This window comes from Haloarcula sp. H-hyl2 (genome assembly GCF_056934385.1).
Window position 1 is genome coordinate 1,802,288 of record NZ_JBRIIJ010000001.1, and the last position, 22,132, is coordinate 1,824,419.

Annotated in this window: 28 protein-coding genes and 1 tRNA gene; 13 read left to right on the plus strand and 16 right to left on the minus strand. The window is 66.0% G+C overall.

The annotated features are described in order from the left end of the window. The 4 genes from Hhyl2_RS09415 to Hhyl2_RS09430 are packed head-to-tail and all read right to left on the minus strand — an operon-like array spanning position 1 to position 2,862. The gene (locus Hhyl2_RS09415) at positions 1-258 is read right to left on the minus strand and encodes a 50S ribosomal protein L23 (protein WP_483550483.1); all 258 of its coding nucleotides are present in this window, start codon (positions 256-258) and stop codon (positions 1-3) included. Further along, on the minus strand, positions 255-995 hold the full coding sequence (rpl4p, locus tag Hhyl2_RS09420; RefSeq protein ID WP_483550484.1) for a 50S ribosomal protein L4: 741 nt from the start codon (positions 993-995) through the stop codon (positions 255-257). Before rpl4p ends, Hhyl2_RS09415 begins: the two co-directional genes overlap by 4 nt. 3 nt (positions 996-998) lie before the next feature. Continuing rightward, positions 999-2,015, minus strand: a complete 1,017-nt coding sequence (rpl3p, locus tag Hhyl2_RS09425) for a 50S ribosomal protein L3 (protein WP_483550485.1) — start codon at positions 2,013-2,015, stop codon at positions 999-1,001. A 4-nt stretch (positions 2,016-2,019) separates the two neighbouring features. After that, entirely contained in the window at positions 2,020-2,862 is an 843-nt protein-coding gene (locus tag Hhyl2_RS09430; protein ID WP_483550486.1) for a putative RNA uridine N3 methyltransferase, read from the minus strand. Between the two features lie 354 nt (positions 2,863-3,216). Here Hhyl2_RS09430 and Hhyl2_RS09435 point away from each other — a divergent pair. The 5 genes from Hhyl2_RS09435 to mch all read left to right on the plus strand — a co-directional run bounded on the left by Hhyl2_RS09435 (position 3,217) and on the right by mch (position 6,030). Continuing rightward, positions 3,217-3,287, plus strand: a tRNA-Gly gene (locus Hhyl2_RS09435). A 584-nt stretch (positions 3,288-3,871) separates the two neighbouring features. Further along, on the plus strand, positions 3,872-4,249 hold the full coding sequence (locus Hhyl2_RS09440; RefSeq protein WP_483550487.1) for a hypothetical protein: 378 nt from the start codon (positions 3,872-3,874) through the stop codon (positions 4,247-4,249). Positions 4,250-4,297: 48 nt separating this feature from the next. Then, entirely contained in the window at positions 4,298-4,621 is a 324-nt protein-coding gene (locus Hhyl2_RS09445; RefSeq protein WP_483550488.1) for an MTH1187 family thiamine-binding protein, read from the plus strand. 92 nt (positions 4,622-4,713) lie between these two features. Then, complete coding sequence (locus Hhyl2_RS09450; protein WP_483550489.1) at positions 4,714-5,034, plus strand: hypothetical protein; 321 nt, start codon at positions 4,714-4,716, stop codon at positions 5,032-5,034. Positions 5,035-5,082: 48 nt separating this feature from the next. Next, positions 5,083-6,030, plus strand: a complete 948-nt coding sequence (gene mch / locus Hhyl2_RS09455) for a methenyltetrahydromethanopterin cyclohydrolase (RefSeq protein WP_483550490.1) — start codon at positions 5,083-5,085, stop codon at positions 6,028-6,030. Positions 6,031-6,118: 88 nt separating this feature from the next. On the opposite strand, the gene Hhyl2_RS09460 is transcribed toward mch, so the two are convergent. Genes Hhyl2_RS09460 through Hhyl2_RS09470 form a run of 3 tightly spaced genes read right to left on the minus strand, consistent with a single transcriptional unit; the run spans position 6,119 to position 7,913 of the window. Beyond that, the gene (locus tag Hhyl2_RS09460; protein ID WP_483550491.1) at positions 6,119-6,733 is read right to left on the minus strand and encodes an NAD(P)-dependent oxidoreductase; all 615 of its coding nucleotides are present in this window, start codon (positions 6,731-6,733) and stop codon (positions 6,119-6,121) included. 58 nt (positions 6,734-6,791) lie between these two features. Further along, positions 6,792-6,914 (minus strand): hypothetical protein, encoded by a 123-nt coding sequence (locus Hhyl2_RS09465; RefSeq protein ID WP_483550492.1) that lies wholly within the window; start codon positions 6,912-6,914, stop codon positions 6,792-6,794. A gap of 9 nt (positions 6,915-6,923) precedes the next feature. Beyond that, positions 6,924-7,913 carry an NAD-dependent epimerase/dehydratase family protein gene (locus tag Hhyl2_RS09470; protein ID WP_483550493.1) on the minus strand — a complete coding sequence of 330 codons (990 nt, stop codon included), beginning with the start codon at positions 7,911-7,913 and terminating at the stop codon, positions 6,924-6,926. A gap of 83 nt (positions 7,914-7,996) precedes the next feature. Here Hhyl2_RS09470 and Hhyl2_RS09475 point away from each other — a divergent pair, with 83 nt between their 5' ends. After that, a complete protein-coding gene (locus Hhyl2_RS09475) occupies positions 7,997-8,656 on the plus strand; it encodes a helix-turn-helix domain-containing protein (RefSeq protein WP_483550494.1) in 660 nt (219 codons plus the stop codon). Here the strand turns inward: Hhyl2_RS09475 and Hhyl2_RS09480 are convergent, their stop codons facing one another. The 3 genes from Hhyl2_RS09480 to Hhyl2_RS09490 form a co-directional block, all read right to left on the minus strand. After that, a complete protein-coding gene (locus tag Hhyl2_RS09480; protein WP_483550495.1) occupies positions 8,657-10,291 on the minus strand; it encodes a GTPBP1 family GTP-binding protein in 1,635 nt (544 codons plus the stop codon). A 117-nt stretch (positions 10,292-10,408) separates the two neighbouring features. Continuing rightward, a complete protein-coding gene (locus Hhyl2_RS09485) occupies positions 10,409-10,537 on the minus strand; it encodes a hypothetical protein (RefSeq protein WP_483550496.1) in 129 nt (42 codons plus the stop codon). A gap of 90 nt (positions 10,538-10,627) precedes the next feature. Beyond that, the gene (locus Hhyl2_RS09490; protein ID WP_483550497.1) at positions 10,628-11,884 is read right to left on the minus strand and encodes an RNA-guided endonuclease InsQ/TnpB family protein; all 1,257 of its coding nucleotides are present in this window, start codon (positions 11,882-11,884) and stop codon (positions 10,628-10,630) included. Positions 11,885-12,039: 155 nt separating this feature from the next. Here Hhyl2_RS09490 and Hhyl2_RS09495 point away from each other — a divergent pair, with 155 nt between their 5' ends. Further along, complete coding sequence (locus Hhyl2_RS09495) at positions 12,040-12,216, plus strand: DUF7501 family protein (protein WP_483550498.1); 177 nt, start codon at positions 12,040-12,042, stop codon at positions 12,214-12,216. Between the two features lie 3 nt (positions 12,217-12,219). Here Hhyl2_RS09495 and Hhyl2_RS09500 read toward each other — a convergent pair whose 3' ends face one another. Both Hhyl2_RS09500 and Hhyl2_RS09505 read right to left on the minus strand, forming a co-directional pair. Next, positions 12,220-12,912 (minus strand): phosphoglycolate phosphatase, encoded by a 693-nt coding sequence (locus tag Hhyl2_RS09500; protein ID WP_483550499.1) that lies wholly within the window; start codon positions 12,910-12,912, stop codon positions 12,220-12,222. Positions 12,913-12,952: 40 nt separating this feature from the next. Next, positions 12,953-13,516: a J domain-containing protein gene (locus tag Hhyl2_RS09505; protein ID WP_483550500.1), complete on the minus strand. Its 564-nt coding sequence runs from the start codon at positions 13,514-13,516 to the stop codon at positions 12,953-12,955. An 87-nt stretch (positions 13,517-13,603) separates the two neighbouring features. Between Hhyl2_RS09505 and Hhyl2_RS09510 the strand changes: the two genes are divergently transcribed. Further along, complete coding sequence (locus Hhyl2_RS09510) at positions 13,604-13,804, plus strand: hypothetical protein (RefSeq protein ID WP_483550501.1); 201 nt, start codon at positions 13,604-13,606, stop codon at positions 13,802-13,804. 10 nt (positions 13,805-13,814) lie between these two features. Here the strand turns inward: Hhyl2_RS09510 and pyrF are convergent, their stop codons facing one another. Beyond that, positions 13,815-14,642 (minus strand): orotidine-5'-phosphate decarboxylase, encoded by an 828-nt coding sequence (gene pyrF, locus Hhyl2_RS09515; RefSeq protein WP_483550502.1) that lies wholly within the window; start codon positions 14,640-14,642, stop codon positions 13,815-13,817. 113 nt (positions 14,643-14,755) lie between these two features. Here pyrF and Hhyl2_RS09520 point away from each other — a divergent pair, with 113 nt between their 5' ends. Beyond that, the gene (locus Hhyl2_RS09520) at positions 14,756-15,235 is read left to right on the plus strand and encodes a hypothetical protein (RefSeq protein ID WP_483550503.1); all 480 of its coding nucleotides are present in this window, start codon (positions 14,756-14,758) and stop codon (positions 15,233-15,235) included. Here the strand turns inward: Hhyl2_RS09520 and Hhyl2_RS09525 are convergent. Continuing rightward, positions 15,232-15,591 (minus strand): DUF7993 family protein, encoded by a 360-nt coding sequence (locus Hhyl2_RS09525; RefSeq protein ID WP_483550504.1) that lies wholly within the window; start codon positions 15,589-15,591, stop codon positions 15,232-15,234. The genes Hhyl2_RS09520 and Hhyl2_RS09525 overlap by 4 nt on opposite strands. Continuing rightward, a complete protein-coding gene (locus tag Hhyl2_RS09530; RefSeq protein WP_483550505.1) occupies positions 15,591-16,031 on the minus strand; it encodes a DUF2240 family protein in 441 nt (146 codons plus the stop codon). Before Hhyl2_RS09530 ends, Hhyl2_RS09525 begins: the two co-directional genes overlap by 1 nt. A 90-nt stretch (positions 16,032-16,121) precedes the next feature. On the opposite strand from Hhyl2_RS09530, the gene Hhyl2_RS09535 reads away from it, so the two are divergent. The 3 genes from Hhyl2_RS09535 (at position 16,122) to ppk1 (ending at position 19,796) form a co-directional block, all read left to right on the plus strand. Further along, positions 16,122-16,493 (plus strand): 30S ribosomal protein S8e, encoded by a 372-nt coding sequence (locus Hhyl2_RS09535; protein ID WP_483550506.1) that lies wholly within the window; start codon positions 16,122-16,124, stop codon positions 16,491-16,493. 176 nt (positions 16,494-16,669) lie between these two features. Then, complete coding sequence (locus Hhyl2_RS09540) at positions 16,670-17,377, plus strand: metallophosphoesterase family protein (protein WP_483550507.1); 708 nt, start codon at positions 16,670-16,672, stop codon at positions 17,375-17,377. A 1-nt stretch (position 17,378) separates the two neighbouring features. Continuing rightward, complete coding sequence (gene ppk1, locus Hhyl2_RS09545; RefSeq protein ID WP_483550508.1) at positions 17,379-19,796, plus strand: polyphosphate kinase 1; 2,418 nt, start codon at positions 17,379-17,381, stop codon at positions 19,794-19,796. Here the strand turns inward: ppk1 and Hhyl2_RS09550 are convergent. Next, positions 19,793-20,791, minus strand: coding sequence for a PhoU domain-containing protein (locus Hhyl2_RS09550; RefSeq protein ID WP_483550509.1), 999 nt, complete (start codon positions 20,789-20,791; stop codon positions 19,793-19,795). The genes ppk1 and Hhyl2_RS09550 overlap by 4 nt on opposite strands. Positions 20,792-21,110: 319 nt before the next feature. On the opposite strand from Hhyl2_RS09550, the gene Hhyl2_RS09555 reads away from it, so the two are divergent. Next, on the plus strand, positions 21,111-22,127 hold the full coding sequence (locus Hhyl2_RS09555; RefSeq protein ID WP_483550569.1) for a PstS family phosphate ABC transporter substrate-binding protein: 1,017 nt from the start codon (positions 21,111-21,113) through the stop codon (positions 22,125-22,127). Positions 22,128-22,132: the final 5 nt, after the last annotated feature.

The following is a 22,132-nucleotide window of genomic DNA, read 5'->3' on the forward strand; positions in this document are numbered from 1 at the left end:
TTAGAACACCCCGATCCTGGAGGCGACTTCCTGGGCGTCGTCGTCCTCGGAGAGGCGAACGACGGCCTTCTTCTCGCCGTCCATCGTGTTCTGTGTGTTGACGTCGACGACGGTGACCTCGTACTGTGTCTCGACGGCGTCAGCGACGTCCGTCTTGGTCGCCGTGTCGTCGACGATGAACTGGAGCTTGTTCTGGAAGTCCATGTCGTTCATGGCCTTCTCCGTGACGTGGGGGAACTTGATGACGTCCCAGCTCATCTGTCAGCCACCTCCGCGAGTGCGGATTCGGTGAAGATCGTGAGTCGACCGGGCTGTGCGCCGGGCGCGAGGTCCTCGGCGTTGACCTCGCTGGCCGTCGCGACGTCGGCGCCCGCGAGGTTGCGGGCGGCCGTCGACGGTTCCTCGCTGGTCACGAACAGGATCGAGGCGGGGCGGCGGTACTTCCGGCCGCGCATCTTCCCCTGTCCGGCCTTGATCTTGGTCTCGTCTGCGCGCTCGATGTCCGCGTGGACGTCGAGTGCTTCCAGCAGCGAGACGACCTCCTGGGTCTTCACGAGGTCCTCGAAGTCGTCGGAGACGACGACGGGCACCTCGTCGCGGTCGAACTCGTGGCCGCGCTCGGCGACGAGTTCGGCGTCCGCAGTGGCGGCCAGTGCCGAACGGATGGCGAACTGGCGCTCCTTGTCGTTGATGTCGGTCGAACGGTCCTTCTCGGACTTGGGCGGGTGAGCCGGACGGCCCTTGACCGCCTGCGGGACGCGGCGAGCACGGCCGTCCTGTTTGGGGACGTGTGCCTGGCCGCGGCCGCTACCGAACGACTCGGCCGGCGTGCGGAGGCCGGCGTACTCGTCGGCACCGTAGTCCTGTTTCCGGTTTGCCTGTGCGGCGGTGACTGCCTTCTGGATGAGGTCGGTCCGAACCGGCGTCTCGAAGACGTCCGGCAGGTCGACCTCACCGTCGGCGTCGCCGTCCAGGTCGTAGCGTGTTACCTGCATAGATTATCCCTGGTTCGATTCCGTGGAGACGTAGCGCACCTCGGGGTCGAGGCGCGGCTGGTCGTTCGGACGCACTGCGGGCCGGAAGCGAACCAGTCGCTGGTCCGGACCGGGCACCGAGCCCTTCACGAGCGTGTAGTGGCCGTCGACCTCGCCGTAGTTGACGAACCCGCCGTCGACACTGGGCTCGTCGCCCTCGCCGATGTCGATGACGCGCTTGTTCAGCTCGGTGCGCTGGTGGTAGCCGGTCTGCCCCTGCTGGGGGACCGTCGAGCGCACGCGGGATGGGTTCCACGGACCGAGGTTGCCGATCCGTCGGCGCCATCCCTGGCGGGCGTGTTTGCCCTTCCGCTTCTGGACGCCCCAGCGCTTGACGGGACCCTGGGTCCCCTTCCCGGTGGTGACGGCTGCCACGTCGGTGTACTCACCGGCGCGGAAGACGTCGTTCATCGAGTGCTCGCCGCCGTCGGCGACGAGGTCGAGCGCGTGGTCCAGGCGGTCCGAGAGGGAGCCGCCGCCGACGCGAGTCTCCATCACGTCGGGCTTCTTCTTGGGGACGTTCGGGACGTCGTCGGGGACGGTGTGCGTGATGAGACGGACGTCTCCCAGCTCACCGGCCTCGAGTGCGTCGCGTACCTGTTCCTCTGCAGCGTCCGGGTCGTGGTCCTCCGGCAGGTCCAGGGTCCGGTCGAGCTCCGAGTGGAACTCGTCGGTCCAGACCTCCGTCAGCGGACGCTTACCGTACGGCGTATCCTCGTAGGCTCGCAGGGCGACAGCGCGCATCGGCGGCGTCTCGACGACCGTCACCGGGACGGTCTCCTCCATCCCCTCGCGGGGGGAGTTGGGTTCGTCGTTGACGAGCACGACGTGTGTCATGCCCGCCTTGTAGCCGGCGAACCCCTGGACGCCCGGCTGCCCGTCGTCGGACGGCCAGCTGTTGAAGCGAGGCGTCTCGCTCGTCGAGCGCTTGCGCGGGCCAAAGCCCATCGAGCCCTTGCGTGGTCTGCTTGGTTGTGGCATTCGTTTACTCCGTGAGGGTCAGACAGGCGAGAGAGGCGAACAGTGCTTCTTCCGTTCGCACGACCTCGCTGCCCTGGTTCGGAACCGTATTCAGCCAGAGGTCGAACCCTGCTGGATCGTCGGTGTGGTCTCCCCCGGCGGCGTCCGGGTCCACGTCGAGTATCGACGGTAACCCGCGCTCGGGTGCGCCGAAGGCGACTGTCATGCCGCCCGCGGCGTCGCGTCGCTCGACCACCTGGCCGAGCCGCGCCGTCGAAACCGGCTCACCGTATCGCGATGACGCGATAGTGAGCCCGGCGTCGTCACGCGAGAGTGCCGTATCGAGGTCCGCGGAAACGACGTCGAACCCCGTGGTGGGGGCGTCGACGAGTTTCGCCCGGACCGGCCGTCGCGAAGAGACCCTGACGGTCACGCGCTCCCCTGCTCCCGGTTCCATACCGTCCGGAACGGGGAGGGAGATCGGGTGTTGCAGTCCGCAATTGACCCGTACGCGCCCATCAGCTCCGACCTCGGTCACGATTCCCTGTCTTAACGACCCCGAACCCTCGGATCCGGAGCCGGTCTGTGAACGCACGCGGAGCGGCGGCAGGACGCCGACGTACTCCAGTTCGTCCCGCTTGCCCCACATCTCCTTTCGGAGGTGTGGCGGTGTCGCGGCGTACCGCAGCACGGTTTCGACGAACCCGTCTTCGAACTTTCCCGCCCCGTCGGGGTCGGGAAAGACGGTCAGCCGGTCGACCCGGAACACCGTGGCCGCACGGGCCACGTATCCGAGTTTGCGAGTCGCCTCGCGTTTGTCCTCGGCTTCGCGTGTGAGCGAAGACGGCACGAGTACGCTGGTCGTCATGCCGTGACGCTTCCACGTCGCGCCACTAGACTGTGCCGATACGTCCCCTTCCCGGGCTTAAAAATACCCCGCTTCACGCGCGCGTTGAGACGCGTTCACATGGTCCATCACTGCCGTTCACACAGGAATCGCTTACCAGTTGTTTGCCGCTTCCGAAAGTCCTCCCCACGTGAGCGAGCCCCACGATCACCCCGGTAAATCCGGGCGTCGGATGCCCTCACTTCGCACGGTTTTCCCCGGAAAGCGGAAGGCTTTTTACTATCACCCTCGCCAGATTGGGATGCAGAGAGGCGCAGTGCGCGCTGGTACCGAGCGGGCGTGGAACGGCCGCGAGGGTCAGGGCGAACGCAGTGAGCGCTGGTAGTGTAGTGGTATCACGTGACCTTGCCATGGTCACAACCTGGGTTCAAATCCCAGCCAGCGCACTTCTCCAAAATTCAACGTTCAAGCGGCGCGTCTCGTCGCGCCGCGTCCTGTATGCGGTGAATGCAGTACTGGGATTTGAGCCCTGGAAGTCGCAGCCCGCGCAGTCGAACACAGTGAGACGAGCAGGACCGTCTGGGTCCGGTTCAAACACCGACGGACGGTAGTGATCCTCAGAAGTTTTGTATAGTTAGGTAGACTGCCAAAGAAACCCGCTCTAACCAATCTAAAAGGCCAACAAAGTACTCTAATCGCGTTTAAGGAATACGTAGAGAAGCGGTGGGTGGAGTGAAACAGCCACACAAAATCGCGTTTAGAGCCATTGAGATTCGCAATATTGGCCGCCACATATAAATGTAATCTCGCACAGTCGTCGTTCTGAGAGAGACCTGTTCATGATCTCTCCTGCCATCTCAGTCGTATCTATCGAAAAATGCCGACGATCACTAGAGTCCGTCGAGGATCGCAATCGCCCCGCGATTGCTCACTCCCAACCAGCGCAGTTCTACGACGAACAATCTGGCGAGCGTAGCGAACGCCTCGACGGTCTGTAATCCTTATCCCTCCACCGTGCTTACGGAGAGTCATGTCCATGGCCATCGCTCACTTCGCGTTCGGTGCAGCGGTGACCACGCTCCTCGTCACGCTGTTCGTCCCGGCGTCGTGGTACCCACGGACGCTGACACTGGTCGGCGGTGGGTGGGCGATGCTGCCGGACCTCCACCAGGTCAGTCCCGTGGCGACCGAGCAACTCAGACACATCCATCAGACGTCGCCGTGGACGGATCTGTTCTGGTTCCACCGCACCCTCGATGTCGTGGACGCAACGGACTCGAAGTCGATCGCAGCAGTGTTCGTCGCACTGTTTATCGGTACGACGCTGTTCGGCGAGTGGTGGGGGTACCGGACACCGAAGCGGATTCGAGACGCGTACAAGACCCACCTCGACGCCGAAGTGAAGTGAGCGCTAGCGAACAACAGTGTTAGGACCGCCGCGTTCGACCATCCCCCCATGACCTGTATCGGCTTCCTGTCCGTCGCACCGGTCGTCGAGGATAGTATGGCGCCGTACGTCGCCGACGCTGTCGCGGCGCTGGAGGACTTCGACGTCGACTACCAGACAACGCCGATGGGGACGATCATCGAGGCCGAAGACTCCGATGAACTGTTCGCGGCCGCCCACGCCGCCCACGAGGCCGTCGGCGAGCAGAGCGACCGGGTCGAGACCTTCCTGAAGATCGACGACAAGCGGACGGTCCAGCAGCGGGCGAGCGAGAAGGTCGACGCCGTCGAGGAGCAACTGGGACGTGCGGCCGCGAGTGAGCCCGAAACGTGAGAATCCGCGGACAGAGCGGTTCCCAGGCGGCGAGAACAGCCGTCGCTATTTACGTTGGTTCCGGACGAATCTACTCGTAAGGAGTGCTGGATATGACCGACACCACCCGACTGATCCGACCCGCCCCTGGGACGGTCGCCGCGGCGGCACTCGCCGGCGACCCGATAGAGCTGGAACCGCCCGAGGAGACCACCGGGGAACGCGAGCGCGTCCGTGCGGCACCCGGGACAGTGGCTGCCGAAGCAATCACAGCACGTGGGCTGCCGCCAGCCACGACCGACGACGACACCGGCCACGGCGGCGAGATCGTCCTCGTCGCCGGCGAGGAAGGCGAGATCGTCCTCGTCCCCGAGGCCGACGACGAACTGGTCCCCGTCGAGGAGGACGACGCCGAGCTCGTCGTCGTCGACTGATCGATCCGAGGGGGAAGCTGTTTACCCGTCCCCCGCAAGGCTGGCGGTATGGAGAGTCTCAACCGGATGGCCACCGAACTGATCGACGAGGCCATCGATTTCGCCGAGGAGCTGACGATCGACGTCCACGCCCTGGAGGGGGACGCCGCCGTACTCGACTTCGGGGTCGAGATCCCCGGCGCGGTCGAGGCCGGACTTCTACTCGCAGAGATACAGACCGCCGGGCTGGCGACAGTCCAGTCCACGATGGGGAGTGTCGACGGCGCGCCGCTGACACACGTCGAACTGTCGACCGATCACCCGGCGCTGGCCCTGCTGTGCTCCCAGAAGGGAGGCTGGGAGCTCGCGACCGAGGACTTCGAGGGGCTCGGCAGCGGGCCCGCCCGTGCACTCGTCGCCGAGGAGGACATCTTCGGACGGATCGGCTACCGTGAGGAGGCGGACTTCGCCGTCCTGGCGGTCGAATCCGACGAGTTGCCCGACGAGGCCGTCGCGGAGGCCGTCGCCGAACGGACGGGCGTCCCCGAGACCGGCGTCTTCCTGCCGACGTTCGCGACCGCCAGCGTCACCGGCAGCGTCGTCGCCGCGGCACGGGCGGCCGAACTCGCAGTGTTCCGGCTGGCCGAACTCGGGTTCGACCCGGTCTCCGTGCTGTCGGCCAACGCCAGCGCTCCGGTCGCACCGGTCGCCGGCGACGAGGAGACGGCGATGGCCCGGACGACCGACGCGCTGGCCTACGGCGCGGAGGTACACCTGACCGTCGACGAGTCGTTCGACCGGTTCGACGAGGTCGCGTCCGTCGCCGCCGGCGAGTACGGCCGCCCGCTGGCTGGCGTCTTCGACGACGTCGACTGGGACTTCGCGGAACTGCCGGTCGAACTGTTCGCACCGGCACAGGTCACTATCGACGTCGTCGGTGGGGACACTCACGTCGTCGGGGAGACCAGCGAGGACGTCCTCGCCGAGAGCTTCGGGTTCGACGGTCATAGGGAGTAGCGTAGCCGGTCGGCGAAATCCACACTCCGACCGGGAGCCGGGATCCGATCTCCTCGGCGAGATCTATGGATTGCGACGCTACTCCCTATCAGTAGGCGATACCGACCCGTTCGCGGTGGTGACTGTCCGAACGGAGGATCTCGTAGACACAGGCAGCGACGTCGCCAGCCGAGACCGACTGGCCGCCGTCGGGGAGGTACGCCGTCTCCGTCCGGTAGTGGTTGGTCGGCGCGCCGTCGGGCATGAACGGCGGACAGACCAGCGTCCAGTCGAGCGAGGAGTCACTGAGCCGTTCGTAGACGGTCCTGTGGGCGGCCGCGAGATCTCGGAGCCGAACGGGGAACTCGGGGGTGTCGAGCCGGAGGTGTCGAGGCGTCGCCTGGAGGATTCCGGCGGCACTGACGGCGACGAGTCGATCGACGTCGACTGCCTCCATCGCGTCGACGATGTTTCCGAGTCCGTCGGTCAGCGCAGCCGTGTCGTCGCCATCGTCCGGTCCGAGGGCGCTCACGACGGCGTCGTGGCCGGGGACGGCAGCAGCGACAGCGTCGGCGTCGGTGACGTCGCCCTCGATGACCGAGACGCCGAGCGGCAGCCGGGACGGATCACGGACGAAGGCGGTCACCTGGTGGTCGTCGGCCAGGGCGAGGTCGAGGATGTGGCGTCCAGCGCGGCCCGTGGCCCCGAAGAGGAGAAGATTCATGCTAGTCGTTCGACGGTTGGTGACCGCCAGTAAAATAGGCGGTACCTAACCGGCGCTGCTAGCCCCGCTCGCGGCGGAGTGCCGTCACAGCGAGAACGGTCCTCAGCCCGTCGGTCACCGTCGTCGAGATGGCCGTCGCGGCGATAGCGACGGCAGCGACGGCCAGTCGACGGGTGGTCACAGGGGAATCTCAATCGGCCGTGACAGTCGGCTCGTTCGCCAGCGTCTCGAAACGCCCTGCTGCCGTCCACTGGTCGAGGATCTGATCGAGCCCCTTCCTGTAGGTCCTGTACTGTGGCTCCCAGTCGGTCGCCGCACGGAACCGGTCGTTGCTCGTCGGCATCGACCGCGAGAGCAGGCGGACTGCGTCGGCCCCGACGAACCACCGGGCGAGCCAGGCCGGGACGCGACTCGGCTCGGGGGCGTCGAGCCGTTCGGCGAGCGCGCGGAGGAACCGGGCCAGCGTGATCGGTTCTTCGTCGACGACGTGGTAAGTGCCACCGACACCGTGCTCGATGGCCGCCGCGAACGCCGTCGCCGCGTCGTCGGCGTGGAGCCACGAGAGCGTCGCGTCGCGGCGGCCGAACAGTCCGCGGCCGACGATGGGGAGATCCCCATCGAGCAGTCCGTCGGCGAACTGGCTGAGGTGTGCCGAGTCGTGGCTGTAGAGGTAGCCAAGTCGGAGGATGGCGACGTCGAAGCCGTGCTCCGCACCGGCAGCATCCAGGAAGTCCTCGACGTCGGCCGCGGACTGCGTGGTCCGGGTGGGGTGCCGGTCGTCGGTCGCGTCGAAGGCCGACCCGTCGGGCTGTCGGGCCAGCCAGACCACGCTCGGGAACTGGACCTGCTCGACGCCGGCGTCGGTCGCGGCGTCGACGAGGTTCCGTGCGCCCTCGCGTCGGACCCGGTCGTTCAGTGCCCAGTCCTCGTCGCTGGGCTGCTGGTCGGTCGGGATCTTCGTGGCCGCGTGGACGGCGGCGTCGATCCGCTGGGGCATCGCCTCCTGGAGGGTCCCCGGTTCCAGCACGTCGCCCCGGACGGGGCGTCCGCCGGCCTCGCGGACGGTCTCGGCGCCGGCGTCGTCCCGGACCAGGCCGACGGGGTCGTGTCCCTGGGCTGTGAGTTCGGCGACGAGTCGACGACCGACCACGCCGGTGCTGCCGGTGATGAACACGCGCATACTAGTTCGTAGTCGTCACAGGATCCTCGCTCTACTGCCGGACTGGCCCGGGAGGTTTATACCGGGACCGTGAACTGGCTGGTATGCAACACGTCCGGGTCCGGATCACCGCGGACGGCGACGAGGCCGCTATCCACCCGATGTACGACGTCATGGCGAACGCGCCGTTCGTCGAGCGAGCGACGGCGCTGCAGTGGAACTTCACGGGCGAGGCGTTCGGCATCCTCCACTACGTCGTCGGCGACCACGACGCGTTCGTCGCCGCGGTCGCGGAGGTCCCACCAGTCGTCGACTTCGAGACGGCCCGTGCGGGCGACGACGCGTTCTACGCCTACATCGAGGACGAGACCACCGAATCGCTCCAGGATCTGTTCGGCCCGCTCGACCGGAGCACGCTCGTGGTCGTCCCGCCCGTCGAGTACAACGCCGACGGGACGGTGTCGTTCTCGCTGTTCGGCCCCGACGCCGAGTTACAGGCCGCCGTCGAGACCGTTCCGGACCCCATCGACGTGACCATCGAGCGGGTCGGCGGCCTGGGGCGCCTCTCGGCGGCCGTCGAGACCCACCTCAGCGAGCGCCAGCGCGAGGCGGTCGAGACGGCGCTCTCGCTGGGCTACTACGACGTCCCCCGCGAAGCGAGCCACGAGGCCGTCGCCGACACGCTGGACTGTGCGCCGAGTACGGCCGCGGAACATCTCAGGAAAGCTGAATCACGCGTCCTCCACGCGCTCTTCGGGGAGTAGCTACTCCGCCGGCGTCACGTCGGTGACGGTCCCGACACCCTTCGAGCGGCCCTCGCGGAAGACGAACTTCTGGCCCTCCTCGACCAGATACGACCGGAACTTGAACCGGACGCGTGTCTTTCCGGCGTCGCCGGGGAGCAACTGGCCGTCCTCGGGGTGGAAGACACCGGCCTCGCTGATCGTTTCGAGGTGGATGACCGGCTCGTAGCCGTCGCCGATGCGGGTCGGATGGTTCAGCACCATCACCTCGGCCTCGAACTCCCGGACCGGTGTCGGGTCGGCATCTCTCGGCAGCAGGACCATCCCGCGCTGGATGTCGGCCTCGCGAACACCTTTCAGAGCGATACCGACGATACGGCCCGCTTTTGCCTCGTCGACGCGGTGGTAGTGCATCTCGATGGAACGGACCTCTACCTCGCGGAAGGCGCCGTCCTGCATCGGCCCGAGCAGGAGTTCGTCGCCGGCCTCGACCTCGCCGGACTTGATGGTGCCCGAGGCGACCGCACCGACGCCCTGAACGTTGTAGGTGCGGTCGATGTACATTCGGAACTCGCCGACCTCGCCGGCGGTCTTGGGCAGGGCCTCGAACATGGCGTCGAGGTCGTCGAGGCCCTCCTGGGTGACCGCGCTGGTCGTCAGGACCGGCACGACGGTCTCGGAGATCTCTTCGATGGCCGTCTGGACACCGTGGCGTTCGACCCGCAGCGGCGTCTTGTCGACCTCGCGCAGCGCCCGCTCGACCTCGCGTTCGACCTCGGCGACCCGCTCGTCGGTGACGATGTCGGCCTTCGTGATGGCGACGATAGTCGGCAGATCCGTCGCCAGCAGGATGCCCAGGTGCTCGCGTGTGGTGTCGGTCACGCCGTCGTCGGCCGCGACCGTCAGCAGGCCGTAGTCGAGTTTCTGCCCGACCAGCCCACGGATCGTCGTGCGGAGCCAGGGTTCGTGGCCGACGGTGTCGACGAAGCTCACCAGCCGGTCGGACTCCTCGACGACACGAGCCCGGTCGGTCTTGCGGTGGGGGTTGTCCATCCGGATCGGTCCGTCCTCGTCGAAGCCGTAGACGCCATACGAGAGGTCCGCCGAGAGGCCGCGTTCGACCTCGTGGGGCTGGACGTCCAGGAACCCGCGCGTGGTCCCCTCGCCGTCGTCGGCCTCACCCGTAACGAGCGAGCCGACGAGCGTGGACTTGCCGTGGTCGACGTGACCGGCGGTACCGACGACGATGTGGTCGTCGTCCTGGAGGACCGCACCCTCACGGACGGTGGCGACGCCGACGATGCCGTCCGGTGACTCGCCGTCGCGTTCGTCGTCGGCGACGCCGTCGACGCCCCACGTCTGGACCTCCTCGATGTGGGCGCCAGCCTCCTCGGCCAGCAGGCTCAGCACGTCCATCGACTCGGAGAACTCAGCCGGCGAGATACCGGCGATGCCGCCGTCGTCGGTGACGCCGACGACGTAGGTCGCCTCGCCGTCGCCCGAGAGGACGCGGTGACGCAGCTGGGCAGCCAGTGACTCCAGGCGACCCTCCGAGAGGTGGAGGTTCTCCGTGAGCCGTTCTTTGAACTCGACGCTGCCGCCCTCCTCTTCGCCGCGGTCGATGGCGCGTTCGAGGACGGCCCGGTCGGGGCTCATGCGCGACCGTAACAGAGGGCGAGATAAAAGCCTTCCCCGGGTTTGTGGGCCGTTACCGGCTATTGAGCGGACTGTATGGGTGTGTCACGCACAGGAAACGTCGTCGTCAGTCGCGGTTCAGTCCGCGCTGTGTCGTGGGACGTAGGTACAGTCGGTGCATCCCCAGGAGCCGTCGGCGAAGGCGATCTCGCCGTGACAGTCGGGACAGCGGTACGCGTCGGTTGCAGTCGGTTGCTGGATTGCCATTACCGGAGTCGATGTAGTCGGCATATAAGAGGGTTGTTCTAATTCCGACATGAGAATACTAGGTCAGTCAACTACCCCACCCTACTTCGCTCACCCTGACGGGTTCGCTCGTGGAGGGTGGGGCTTGTCCGTGTCCTCGGCCTCGAACCCGTCTGGGTGGGCGGTAAATCCGCCACTCAGCGTCACAGTTCCAGACTTCAGGGCAAGCTGACTGTTGCCCGTCCGCCGAGACGACTGTTGGCCCCGACGGACATACCGCATCCCGATGTTCTTCGCCGCGTTGTAGTCCGCGTTCGCCTCCGACCCGCAGTTCACACACCGGAAGTCGGTGCGAGTCGGGCGGTTCTCGTTTGCCGTGAATCCACACTCGGCGCACCGTGTCGACGTGTACGCCGATCCGACTTGTTTCACCGAGATTCCTTCCGCCTCGGCTTTGTACTCCACTTGCTCGTACAGCGTTCGGAACGCCCACTTGTGTCCCCACGATGCGCCAGTGCGGTCGCGGATGTCCGTCAAGTCCTCGAACGCTATCACGTCACAGTCGTACCGGAGTGCTTCGTTCACTATGGCGTTTGACGCCCGGTGAAGTACGTCACGAACGTACCGAAGCTCGCGGCCACTCGACTGTTCGAGTGTCCGGTGGGCGCTTCGCGTCCCGGTCTGTTGGAGCCCGGCGCGTATCTTCTCGAACTTGCGGAGGTCATGGGTCAACTCCCGTCCGCTGAAAAAGTAGGCAGTGCTGGTGACGGCGAGGTTTTCGATACCGAGGTCAACCCCGAGGACCGTTCCGTCCTCGGCGGTGTTGCGCTCGGTATCGGTCTTGTGTCGGCGGAACCCAATGTGTAAAAAGTAGTCGCCGTCGCGGGCGGTGAGTGAACTTTCCGTGACGCTCCACGTATCCGAGTCGAAGTACTGGCGTTGGTAGCCATCGTCGGCGTCGGGCAGAGCAAGTTCACACCGGACACGACTCTCCGTGGTGGAGAGGGACACTGTGTCGTCATCAAACAGCGTCATGGTCCGAGTGTCGTACCTCACCGTAGGTGCAGTGAAGGTCGGCTTGCTGACCTGCTTGCCTTTTGACCGGCGTTCGAGACAGCCAGTGATGGCTTGGGCGGCTTGGTGGGTGGCGAGGATCGCGTGCTGACTCCCGAGGTCGGTTTCGTCTCGCACGGTGTCGTAGGCGAGGGGTTGGACGTCGCTTTTGGCGTTGCACTTGCCCCACGCCATGTCTGTGGCGATCTGGCAGCCGCGCTTCCACTCGGAGATGGTTTCCTCAAGCAACTCGCGTTGCTCACCATGTACCGAGAGGCGCGTGATTGCGGTCCGACGCACGTAGTCGTCTGCCACACGTTCAATGTGATATGGTGGCTACTTATTAGTTAATGTTTCTAGCCGATGCGAACGCGCTCCTCCACTCCCTACCGCTCGCTTCGCTTGCGCTTGAGGAAGGGGACTCCGTGCTACCGTTTCAGTTGAAGTGTCAGTTCGAGCCAGAATCGGGTATGGCAACGAGCGAATCCTGGGACGATCCACACCGCTGTCCGTTCTGTGGCGCGACGTTCACCTCGCCCGATGCCGGCTTCGTCGACCACGTCGAGACCACTCCGGAGTGCGACGCGGCCGTCGGCACCTGGCGCGACCGCACCAGCGACGACCTCGCCGGTAGCTGGAGCGGCTAGCCCTCAGACGGATTCCTCGCGATAGGGCGCAGTCGCTTCGAGGAAACCGTCGGCGAAGTGACCGTCGGTCACGCGGTCGGCCCGGTCTTTTGCGGTCGCGTCGGCGTTGGCGACCGCGACCGCCTCCCCGGCCACGTCGAACAACTGGGCGTCGTTCTCGGAGTCACCCACGGCCAGGAACTCCTCGGGTCGGCGGTTCAGGTCCGCACAGACCGCCGCCAGTCCGGTCCCCTTGTCGGCGCTGGGGTCGGTGACGTGGTAGGCGTAGCCCGTATCGAGGACGACGAGACCATACTCGTCGGCCAGCGCCTCCAGGGGTGCCAGCGGCTGGTCGATCTGGACCACGACCTCCGTCTCGCGCCAGCGGTTGGCCAGGTCGACGGCGCCAAAGCCGAGGTCGTACCCCTGCTCGCGGTATGCCTGTGCGACGGCGTCGGCCGCCGCCTTGTCGCCGACGAGTGCCAGCGAATCGGTCGCCTCGACGAAGACGACGCCGCCGTTCTCGGCGATCACGGTCCGTTCGATACCCAGGAACTCACAGAGGGCGATCGGAAACGGCATGGCCTTCCCGGTGGCGACGACGACGCGCTCGGGCCAGTGCCGCAGGACCGGGATCACCCGCGGGTCCAGCGCCCGCTGGTCGTCGGTGAGCGTCCCGTCGATATCGACCGCCAGCGGCGGCGTCTCCTCGGACATACGCCATCGTGGCGGACGGACGCGCTTGGCCGTTGCGGTACTAATCGTCGGTCAACTGTTCGTAGGCCGCCTTGACCCGTTTGAACTCCGCCTCGGTCCCCGAATCGGTGTCCGGGTGGACCTCCTTGACTTTCTCCCGGTAGGCGGCCTTGACCGCGTTCTCGTCGGCGCCCGGATCGAGGTCCAGTCGCTGGTAGGCCTCGGCGGTGCTGGGGCCGCCTCCAGCGCGGGTGCGCTGGCGCTGCTGGGTCGCCTGGCGCTGCCGTCGTCCGCGTCCGCGACCGTTCGCTCGCCGACGCGCCTCGCGGGCGACGTCCCGGAACCGACTGCCGTCACGTGGTGGGGTCCACTCCTCCCGTGGCCCGGCACCGAAGCCGCCGCGCCGTGCGCCCCCGGCGTTCCGGGCGGCCCGCTTCTCGACGCGCTCGTAGACGCTCGCGGCCATCTTGCCGCTGGCGTGGTAGTACATGAAGTACGTGGTCGCGCCGAACATCAGCGCCAGGAAGAGCACTGCGGGATTGACGAGTATCCCGACCACCGTGAGCATGCCCGTCAGGACGGCGAACACCGCGGCGACGCCCGTGATGAGCCGGTCGTACTGCACGGCTGTCCGTTCGGCCCAGAGCACCGTAAGCGTCTCGCCTCCGACACCGCCAGAGGGTTCAAGCGTCTCGCCGTGCTACCGGTTAGCATGAGCGTCGCCGGTCTCTGCGAGATCTGCGAGCGGCCGGACGTCGAACACACCTGTGACCGCTGTGGCCGCCTGGTCTGTGAGCGCCACTGGGACCGCCAGACCGGGCTCTGTGTCGAGTGTAGCGCGGAGGTCGGCGGACCCGGTGACCGGGTCGACCCCGAGAACCTCCCGGACGGCGTCGACACCTACCGGTTCTGATAGCGAGGCGTCAGCGGTACTGGTTCAGCCGGTTCTTGAGTTGCTTCGCTGCCGCGCCGGCCGCGTCGAAGAAGGCGTCGTCGGCGCCACGCGCGGCGGCCTCCTCCCCGGCGAAGATGATTCCCCGCGAGGAGTTGACCAGGCCGACACCGTCGGCGAGGCCGTGTTCGACGGCTGCCTCCGCGTCACCGCCCTGGGCGCCCACGCCGGGGACGAGGAAGGGGATGTCCGGCACCAGTTCGCGGATGGATTCGAGTTCCTCGGGGGCCGTCGCACCCACCACGAGGCCGACGTTGCCGTTGTCGTTCCAGAGGTCGGCGAGGTGGACCACGCGCTCGTAGAGCGGTTCGCCGGAGGCCAGTTCGAGATTCTGGAGATCCGCGCCGCCGGGGTTGGAGGTCCGGCCGAGGACGAAGATCCCCTTGTCCTCGCACTGGAGGAACGGCTCCAGGGAGTCCCGTCCGAGGAAGGGGTTGACGGTGATGGCGTCGACGGCAGGCCCTTCGTCGTCGTCGAGAATCCGGGCGTACTGACGGGCAGTGTTGCCGATGTCGGCGCGTTTGGCGTCCAGCAGGACGGGGACATCCTTCCCATGTGCGTACGCGATGGTCTCCCGGAGTGCACGCCAACCGTCCGGGTCCTCGTAGAAGGCGGCGTTGGGCTTGTAGCAGGCGGCGTGGTCGTGGGTCGCGTCGATGATACGGCGATTGAACTGGAACCGGGGGAGGTCGGCGTCCGCGACGGCGTCGGGCAGGCGGTCGGGATCGGGGTCGAGACCGACCGAAACCACGCTGTCGACGGCGTCGATACGGTCGCCGAGGCGCTCGAAGAACTGCATACGTACGGTCCCGCGAGGGGGGAGTACAAACGTTTCCTTCTGCCTTCGGGACCGATATCAGACATGATAATCAGAGGGGCGGATATTTGTGAGATAATCAATATACCGCCGGTATGGACACGCCCCTGGACGTCGGCCACGTCGCCGACACCCTACCTGACATCGGGGAAGCGATCGAGAACCCGCGGCTCCGCCCTGTCGGACTCGTCGGCGGGCTGGCGTTGCTGTTCGTCGGGGCAGGCCTCTCCGTCGCACCGACGTCGGGGCAGTGGGCACTCTGGGCGAACGCCGTCGCTGCCACACTCGTGTTCGTCGCCGTCCCGCTGTTCTGTCTCGGGCTTGCAGCCCCCGAACCGTCGGGGAGCCGCTTCCAGCTGGGGATCGAACTGACCCGTAGACAGCGACAGGCGGTGGCCGCCGGTGCGCTGTTGATCGTGGTCGCCCCCATCGTGATGGCGCTCGGGCAACCGATCGGATTCATGCTCCCCGTGATGCTGGCCGCCGCTGGACTGGCGTTCGTCGGCTCGGCGCTCGTCCTCACCGGCTTCATCGCCTGGACCTCGCAGGTACTGGCGGAACCGGGCCGAGCCTAATCCTCGTCGGTCGCCGCGATCACGTCGACGAGTTGCTTGACAGCGGCGCCACTGTGGGCGACAAGGACCGTCCCCGAATCGGACTGTTCGACGGTGACTGCCGCGTGGTCGGGAACGTCGGGCCGGACCGTCGTCGTCAGTTCCAGTCGTGCTGTCGAGGGCGTCACGCGGACCGTCCCGATCGTCTCGTCGCCACGCGTGACCCGATAGGCGAACGCCCCGTCGGCGGTCGGTTCGACGTCGGGATCGGCCTCGGCCACGGCGACGTCGGCGAGGGGACCCCGTTCGAGGCCGGTGAGTTCCGACGCCAGTAGCTGCCCGATACGTTTCCCGTCGGTGATCGTGTCCTCGACCATCAGAGTTCCTCCCGTACTTCGGCCGCGAGATCGGTCACGTCGACACCCTTGCCGTGGGCGTACAGGACTGCCGCCGCCTCCAGCGTGAGGCCAGCGTCGGACTGGAGTGCGTTGATGTCGCCCACGGCCGTTCGCTTCTCGACACCGGTCGCGACCACGGCGTCGAGGAGTCGCTCGAACGTCGACCGCGACTGGAGGACGTCCTCGGAGGGGACGAAGCCGTCGGGCACCTCGACCGTGCCCGGATCGAACTGGACGACGAGGTCGTCGCCGTCCCGGTCGACGAACCCCTCACCCTCGGCGACGTCGACCAGCGTCTTGGCCTGATCTGGCGAGAACCAGTCCCGGTCCAGCGAGAGCGCGACCACGAACTCGCTTTCCCCCATGCGGTCGGTCCCGCGCTGGCGGAACGGGGCCGCGACGGCCGTCTTCAGACTCATCGTTCCCTGCGGGGACCGGGGCAGCCATACCGGTTACGGTCCCGAGTCGGCATCGAACGGTTCAAGTGTACCCTGGGTTATCTCTGGAGTATGAAAGACCAGGGACGCTCCCCACGCAAGCGGACGGGTGGCCGACGACGGCCCAACCACAAGAAGAAGAAGCACGAACTGGGCACCGAATCGACCGAGACCCAGGTCGGCGAGCCGAAACTGAAGGTCGTCGACTCGCGCGGCAACACACAGAAGGTCCGCGCCGTCACGACCGACATCGCCAGCGTCGCCGACGGGGCGACGACCCACGAGGCGACCATCGAGAACGTCGTCGAGAACCCCTCGAACCCCAACTACGCCCGGCGGAACATCATCACCAAGGGCGCCATCATCGACACCACCGAGGGCCAGGCCCGCGTCACGTCCCGCCCCGGACAGGACGGGCAGGTCAACGCCGTCGTCGTCGAGTAACACAGCGACCGTTTTTTCGCGTCTCCCGAGCGACCAGCGACAGCAGTCAGTCGCGCCGTTCGGCCCTCACGGATCGCCAACGTAGCCGTCTATACGGATATATATCGCTATTATAAACCCGTTAAGTGGATTCTATCCAACTACGGGCAAGCGCCCCCTCGGGCGGGAGTTCCCACATGGTTTCGACGCCAACGCTCAATCCGACTATCGACGCACAGCACACACGCATCGACAGCAGTCAGTGGGCGACCATCTACGTCGTCGGCGACGTCCATGGCTGTCGTGGGACCCTCGAACGACTGCTCGCGGAACTGGCCCCGGCCGACGACGAACTGGTCGTCATCGTCGGCGATCTGGTCAGGAAAGGGCCCGACAGCAAGGGCGTCGTCGACCTGGTCCGCGAGCGCGAGAATCTCTTGAGCGTCCGCGGGAACAACGAACAGAAACTCATCGACGGTCGCAAGTCCATCGACGCGCTCACCGAGGCCGACCTGGCGTTCATCGAGTCGCTGCCGGTGATCATCTCCTGGGACGATGCGATGGTCGTCCACGGCGGCGTCGACCACCGGAAACCACTCGTCGAACACGACCTGACGGAACTGCTGAACAACCGGTCGCTCGTCCCGGACGGGAGCTACGACCGTCCCTACTGGTTCGAGACGCGCCGCGAAGCGCCCCGTGTCTTCTTCGGCCACACCGTCCTCTCCGAGCCGCTGGTCTCCGACTGGGCCGTCGGCCTCGACACCGGCTGTGTCTACGGCGGCCAGCTGACCGCCTACGACACCACCGCCGACGAACTGATCACCGTCGACCCGCCTAAAACCTACCAGAGCCGCTCCGAGGACAGTATCGTCGACCCTCGCCGCCAGCCGGTTCCGCAGTGACATGGCCGAGGACCTGCCACAGCCGTTCGAACCCGACAGGGACATCGACCTGCAGGACCCCTCGCTGTATCTCAACCGCGAGCTGAGCGAACTCTCGTTCCAGCGCCGGGTCATGCACGAGGCACTGGACGAGCGCAACCCGCTGTTGGAGCGCGTGCGGTTTCTGGCCATCGTCACCCGAAACCTGGACGAGTTCGTGATGAAGCGTGTCGGCGGGCTGAAACAGCAGATCGAGGCCGGCATCACCGAGAAAACCGCCGACGGACGGACGCCACAGGAACAGTGGGCAGAAGTCCACGAGACGCTCGGGCCGATGCTGGAGAAACAGGCCGACTGTTACCGGTCGATGCTCCGGCCGACACTGGCCGACGCGGGAATCCACATCCTGGACTACGAGGACCTGAGCGACGGCGAGCAGTCACGGATGCGTGAGTACTTCGAGGAGTCCGTGTTGCCGACGCTAACCCCGCTGTCGTTCGACCCGGCCCACCCGTTTCCGTTCATCTCGAACCGGTCGCTCTCGCTCGCGGTACTGACCAGAAAACCCGAGACCGAGGAGCCGACGTTCACGCGCGTGAAGATCCCGCCCAACCGGCCACGACTCGTCCAGATCGGTGACGAGAGCCGCTACGTCCTCGTCGAGGACGTCATCGAGCAGAACCTCGACCTGCTGTTGCCCAACGTCGACGTCGTCGATTCGGCACTGTTCCGGCTGACCCGCAACGCCGAGGTTCGGCGCGACGAGGAGGTCGCCGAGGACCTCATCGAGATGATCGAGGAGGTGCTCGAACAGCGCCGGTTCGCGACCGTCGTCCGGATGGAGATCGAACGCGACGCTCATCCCCGTATCCGGACGACCCTCAAGCGACAGCTCGACCTCGACGAACGGGAGATCTACGACCTGGCCGGGCCGCTGGACTACCGTGAGTTCATCTCCCTGACCGAGCTGGACCGGCCGGAGCTCAAACTCGAACCCTGGGCGCCACAGCCCCACCCGCGACTCGACGACGGCGACCGCTCTCCGTTCGAGGACGACGACGACCCGAACGGCCACATCTTCGACCACATCGACCGTGGCGACATCCTGTTGCACCATCCCTACCACGACTTCGGGACCACCGTCCAGCGGTTCCTCTCGGAAGCCGCGACAGACCCGGACGTGCTGGCGGTGAAAGCAGCCATCTACCGGACCGCCAGCGACTCCCAGGTGATCCAGTCGCTCATCGACGCCGCCGAGAACGGCAAACAGGTCGCGGTGATGGTGGAACTGAAGGCCCGCTTCGACGAACAGAACAACCTCGAATGGGTGCGACGGCTCGAGGAGAACGGCATCCACGTCGCCTACGGCACCATCGGACTGAAGACCCACACCAAGACGGCGCTGGTCGTCCGCGAGGAGGGCGACAGCGTGGAACTGTACTCCCACGTCGGCACCGGGAACTACCACTCAGAGACCGCGAAGGGATACGTCGACCTGGGCCTGCTGACGGCGGACCGCGACATCGGGCAGGACCTGGTGACGCTGTTCAACTCCTTTACTGGCCCGGGCCTGGACGAGGAGTTCCGTAAGCTCCTGATCGCGCCGGTGACGATGCGCCGGGAGTTCACCCGCTGTATCCGCCGGGAAGCCGCACACGCCCAGGCCGGCCGACCTGCTCGCATCGTCGTGAAGGTCAACGGCCTCGAAGACACCGAGATGGTCGAAGAGCTGTACCGGGCCGCGATGGCGGGTGTCGAAATCGACCTCGTCGTCCGGGACATCTGTCGACTCCGTCCCGGGCTGGAGCACGTGAGCGAGACCGTCAGCGTCCACTCGGTCGTCGGACGGTTCCTCGAACACTCGCGTATCTTCTACTTCCGGAACGGTGCGCCAGCACCCGGCGAGACCGTCGAAGGCGGCGGCACACCCGAGTACTACATCGGCAGCGCAGACTGGATGACGCGTAACCTCGACAGCCGGGTCGAAGCCGTCACACCGGTCGAGGACCCCGACATCCGCCGGCAACTGAAGTTCGTCCTCGAACTGATGCTGTCGGACAACCGCAAGCGCTGGACGATGAACGCCGACGGGAGCTACGACCAGCAGTACCCCGGCGACGGCGAACCTGTCGTCAACACGCAGGGCATCCTGATGCGCGAGGCGCTGAAAGCGAGTCGGAACGAGGACGTCACGACGGGTATCCCCCGCGACTATCCGGTCGATAGAGACCTCCTCGTCGCTGCGACCGACGGCGTCCCGGAGACGGCCGCCACCTCTGCCGCCGACGGTGGCCACGAGACTCTCACCCGGCATGCAGACCGCTGGTACCACCCGGAGAGCGATACCTACGACTACGCGGTTCGGACACCCGACGGAGACCGGCGATACTTCAAGACCGAGACCGGCGCGAGAGAAGCGCTCGAACGCCTCTACGATTAAGGCCGCGGCGCGGCTTTCTGCAGGGCGCTCTCGGCGATGTTCCCACCGTAGTCCGCGGTCCGGGACAGCGAGTCGACGACACGGCCGAGGATCTGTGCGCTCTGGGGGTCCAGTTCCCTGACCTGGCTGTCGACCTCGCGGGCCGTCTCGTCGACACCGGGGATCAGTGCCCTGGCGTCGTTGGCCAGTTCGACGGCCTCGTCGCTCTCGTCGGCCAGGAGCGCGTCCATCGCGGTCTCCGAGACCGTCGTCGCCTCGGATTCGAGTTCCCGGAGCAGTTCCGCTGTCTCGCCGGTGACCTCGCCGATCTCGCGGGAGAGGCCGGCGATCTTCGTCGCGTGGTCGGCGATCCGTTCCAGTTGTCGGGCACTGGACTGGTAGTCGAAGACCGTCTCGCGGGGGAAGCCGATCTCGTTGGCCGCCGTCGGGTTCCGGAGGACGGTCCGGAACACCCGCGAGACCATGTACCAGAGTCGGTCGACGTCGTCGTCGCGCTGGATGATGTCCTGAGCGAGGTCGTCGTCGTCCTCGATGAGCGCCTCGACGGCGTCGGAGAGCATCGTCAGCGAGACCAGGCGCATCCGGGTGATGGCGTTGTGGACCGACAGTTCCGAGGAGTCCAGCAGGTCCTGCAAGACGACGCGGTCGGTCGTCTCCTCGATGACCTCCAGGCCCACCAGCCCCTGTGTCGCGTCACGGACGATCCGTCGTTGCTCGGCCGTGATGCGATTTGCCTCCAGTCGGATGACGTCGAACCCGCTGACGTACATCGTCATCACCGCGCGCGTGAGTTCGTGACGGTTGTCCAGCCCGCTGACGTCGAGTGTCCCCTCGACGCGGTCGTCGTCGCGCTGGGGCGCCAGCAGCAGGAGATCGTCCTCCGCGTGGAACTCGACGACACTGCCCGCACTGACGCCGTTCTCCGTGGCCCAGTCTTTCGGGAGCGAGACGGTGTACGTCGAGCCGCCGGTCACCTGCACCTTGCGTGTCTCCATGTACCTCGATATCGTCCCTAGCCCACCATAAACCCATCTCAATCTATATACTGCCATCAGCAGACCGATAAATAGCGCCACGACCCCGCTCACGGCCACATTCGGCCGTTCTGGATGGACTGAGCCGGGTCCACGGGCGGCGCGTTCGCGACAGACAATCCATGCACCAATTCTCCCGAATTCAGTCTCCAGCGGCCGCTTAATGGTACTATAACTGTGAATTAGTGCTAAATATCACAATTTCTCATACGTATGGCTATATAGAGTGGGTACCCAGATATAGCAATCATAGTAGCGTACTTACTCATCCCTAGTCTCCATACCGACGATGACGGACTCACCGACTCGCGGCATCTCGCGTCGTACATTTCTGACAAGTGCTGGCGCCGCCGGTGCGCTCGCCCTGGCCGGCTGTACGGAAGGGCCCTCGGGGAGCGGTGGCGACGGTGGGAGTTCCGGTGACGGATCGAGCGGCCTCTCGGGCGAGATCACGATCACGGGAAGCAGTACGGTCTACCCCGTCGCGGTCGCCGTCGCCAACCGGTTCCAGCAGGAGCACAGCGACGTCGACATCAGCGTCTCGCCGACGGGTTCGGGTGGTGGCTTCAGTAACCACTTCTGTGTCGGCAACTCGGATTTCAACAACGCCTCGCGCCCCATCAAGGCCGAAGAGGAGGACCTCTGCTCGGAGAACGACGTCGAGTACCACGAGATCAACATCGCGACCGACGCGGTGACGGTCATCGTCAACAACGAGAACGACTGGGTCGACTGCATGACCCCCGAACAGCTACGCCAGATCTGGGAAGCGGACGGCGCCTCGAACTGGTCGGACGTCGACAGTAGCTGGCCCGACCAGCCGATCAACCGCTTTGGCGCTGCCGACACCTCGGGGACCTTCGACTACTTCAACGAGGCTATCCTCGGCGAGGAGGCCAACCACACCAGCGACTACGAGGCCACCGAACAGGACAACATCATCCTCCAGGGCGTCCAGCAGTCCGAGAACGGTATCGGCTACTTCGGCTTCGCGTACTACCAGAGCAACACCGACGCGGTGAAGGCACTCGCTATCGACGACGGCAACGGCTGCGTCGAGCCGTCCCTCCAGAACGCCAAAGACGGATCCTACACGCCGCTCTCGCGCCCGCTGTTCACCTACCCGAGGAAAGGAGCACTCGCGGAGGAACACGTCGCGGAGTTCGCCCGCTACTACGTCGAGCAGAGCGCCAACTCCTCGCTCATCGCCGACGAGGTCGGCTACGTCCCCAAGACCGAGGAGGCCATGCAGTCCGAACTGGACGCGCTCAACAGCGTCATCGACGAGGTCCAGTAAGCCAC

Excerpts from the sequence above, each read along its gene's own strand:
- Hhyl2_RS09415 (WP_483550483.1), bottom strand. The coding sequence starts at position 258 with ATGAGCTGGGACGTCATCAAGTTCCCCCACGTCACGGAGAAGGCCATG.
- rpl4p (WP_483550484.1), bottom strand. The coding sequence starts at position 995 with ATGCAGGTAACACGCTACGACCTGGACGGCGACGCCGACGGTGAGGTC.
- rpl3p (WP_483550485.1), bottom strand. The coding sequence starts at position 2,015 with ATGCCACAACCAAGCAGACCACGCAAGGGCTCGATGGGCTTTGGCCCG.
- Hhyl2_RS09430 (WP_483550486.1), bottom strand. The coding sequence starts at position 2,862 with ATGACGACCAGCGTACTCGTGCCGTCTTCGCTCACACGCGAAGCCGAG.
- Hhyl2_RS09440 (WP_483550487.1), top strand. The coding sequence starts at position 3,872 with ATGTCCATGGCCATCGCTCACTTCGCGTTCGGTGCAGCGGTGACCACG.
- Hhyl2_RS09445 (WP_483550488.1), top strand. The coding sequence starts at position 4,298 with ATGACCTGTATCGGCTTCCTGTCCGTCGCACCGGTCGTCGAGGATAGT.
- Hhyl2_RS09450 (WP_483550489.1), top strand. The coding sequence starts at position 4,714 with ATGACCGACACCACCCGACTGATCCGACCCGCCCCTGGGACGGTCGCC.
- mch (WP_483550490.1), top strand. The coding sequence starts at position 5,083 with ATGGAGAGTCTCAACCGGATGGCCACCGAACTGATCGACGAGGCCATC.
- Hhyl2_RS09460 (WP_483550491.1), bottom strand. The coding sequence starts at position 6,733 with ATGAATCTTCTCCTCTTCGGGGCCACGGGCCGCGCTGGACGCCACATC.
- Hhyl2_RS09470 (WP_483550493.1), bottom strand. The coding sequence starts at position 7,913 with ATGCGCGTGTTCATCACCGGCAGCACCGGCGTGGTCGGTCGTCGACTC.
- Hhyl2_RS09475 (WP_483550494.1), top strand. The coding sequence starts at position 7,997 with ATGCAACACGTCCGGGTCCGGATCACCGCGGACGGCGACGAGGCCGCT.
- Hhyl2_RS09480 (WP_483550495.1), bottom strand. The coding sequence starts at position 10,291 with ATGAGCCCCGACCGGGCCGTCCTCGAACGCGCCATCGACCGCGGCGAA.
- Hhyl2_RS09485 (WP_483550496.1), bottom strand. The coding sequence starts at position 10,537 with ATGGCAATCCAGCAACCGACTGCAACCGACGCGTACCGCTGTCCCGAC.
- Hhyl2_RS09495 (WP_483550498.1), top strand. The coding sequence starts at position 12,040 with ATGGCAACGAGCGAATCCTGGGACGATCCACACCGCTGTCCGTTCTGT.
- Hhyl2_RS09500 (WP_483550499.1), bottom strand. The coding sequence starts at position 12,912 with ATGTCCGAGGAGACGCCGCCGCTGGCGGTCGATATCGACGGGACGCTC.
- Hhyl2_RS09510 (WP_483550501.1), top strand. The coding sequence starts at position 13,604 with ATGAGCGTCGCCGGTCTCTGCGAGATCTGCGAGCGGCCGGACGTCGAA.
- pyrF (WP_483550502.1), bottom strand. The coding sequence starts at position 14,642 with ATGCAGTTCTTCGAGCGCCTCGGCGACCGTATCGACGCCGTCGACAGC.
- Hhyl2_RS09520 (WP_483550503.1), top strand. The coding sequence starts at position 14,756 with ATGGACACGCCCCTGGACGTCGGCCACGTCGCCGACACCCTACCTGAC.
- Hhyl2_RS09525 (WP_483550504.1), bottom strand. The coding sequence starts at position 15,591 with ATGGTCGAGGACACGATCACCGACGGGAAACGTATCGGGCAGCTACTG.
- Hhyl2_RS09530 (WP_483550505.1), bottom strand. The coding sequence starts at position 16,031 with ATGAGTCTGAAGACGGCCGTCGCGGCCCCGTTCCGCCAGCGCGGGACC.
- Hhyl2_RS09535 (WP_483550506.1), top strand. The coding sequence starts at position 16,122 with ATGAAAGACCAGGGACGCTCCCCACGCAAGCGGACGGGTGGCCGACGA.
- Hhyl2_RS09540 (WP_483550507.1), top strand. The coding sequence starts at position 16,670 with ATGGTTTCGACGCCAACGCTCAATCCGACTATCGACGCACAGCACACA.
- ppk1 (WP_483550508.1), top strand. The coding sequence starts at position 17,379 with ATGGCCGAGGACCTGCCACAGCCGTTCGAACCCGACAGGGACATCGAC.
- Hhyl2_RS09550 (WP_483550509.1), bottom strand. The coding sequence starts at position 20,791 with ATGGAGACACGCAAGGTGCAGGTGACCGGCGGCTCGACGTACACCGTC.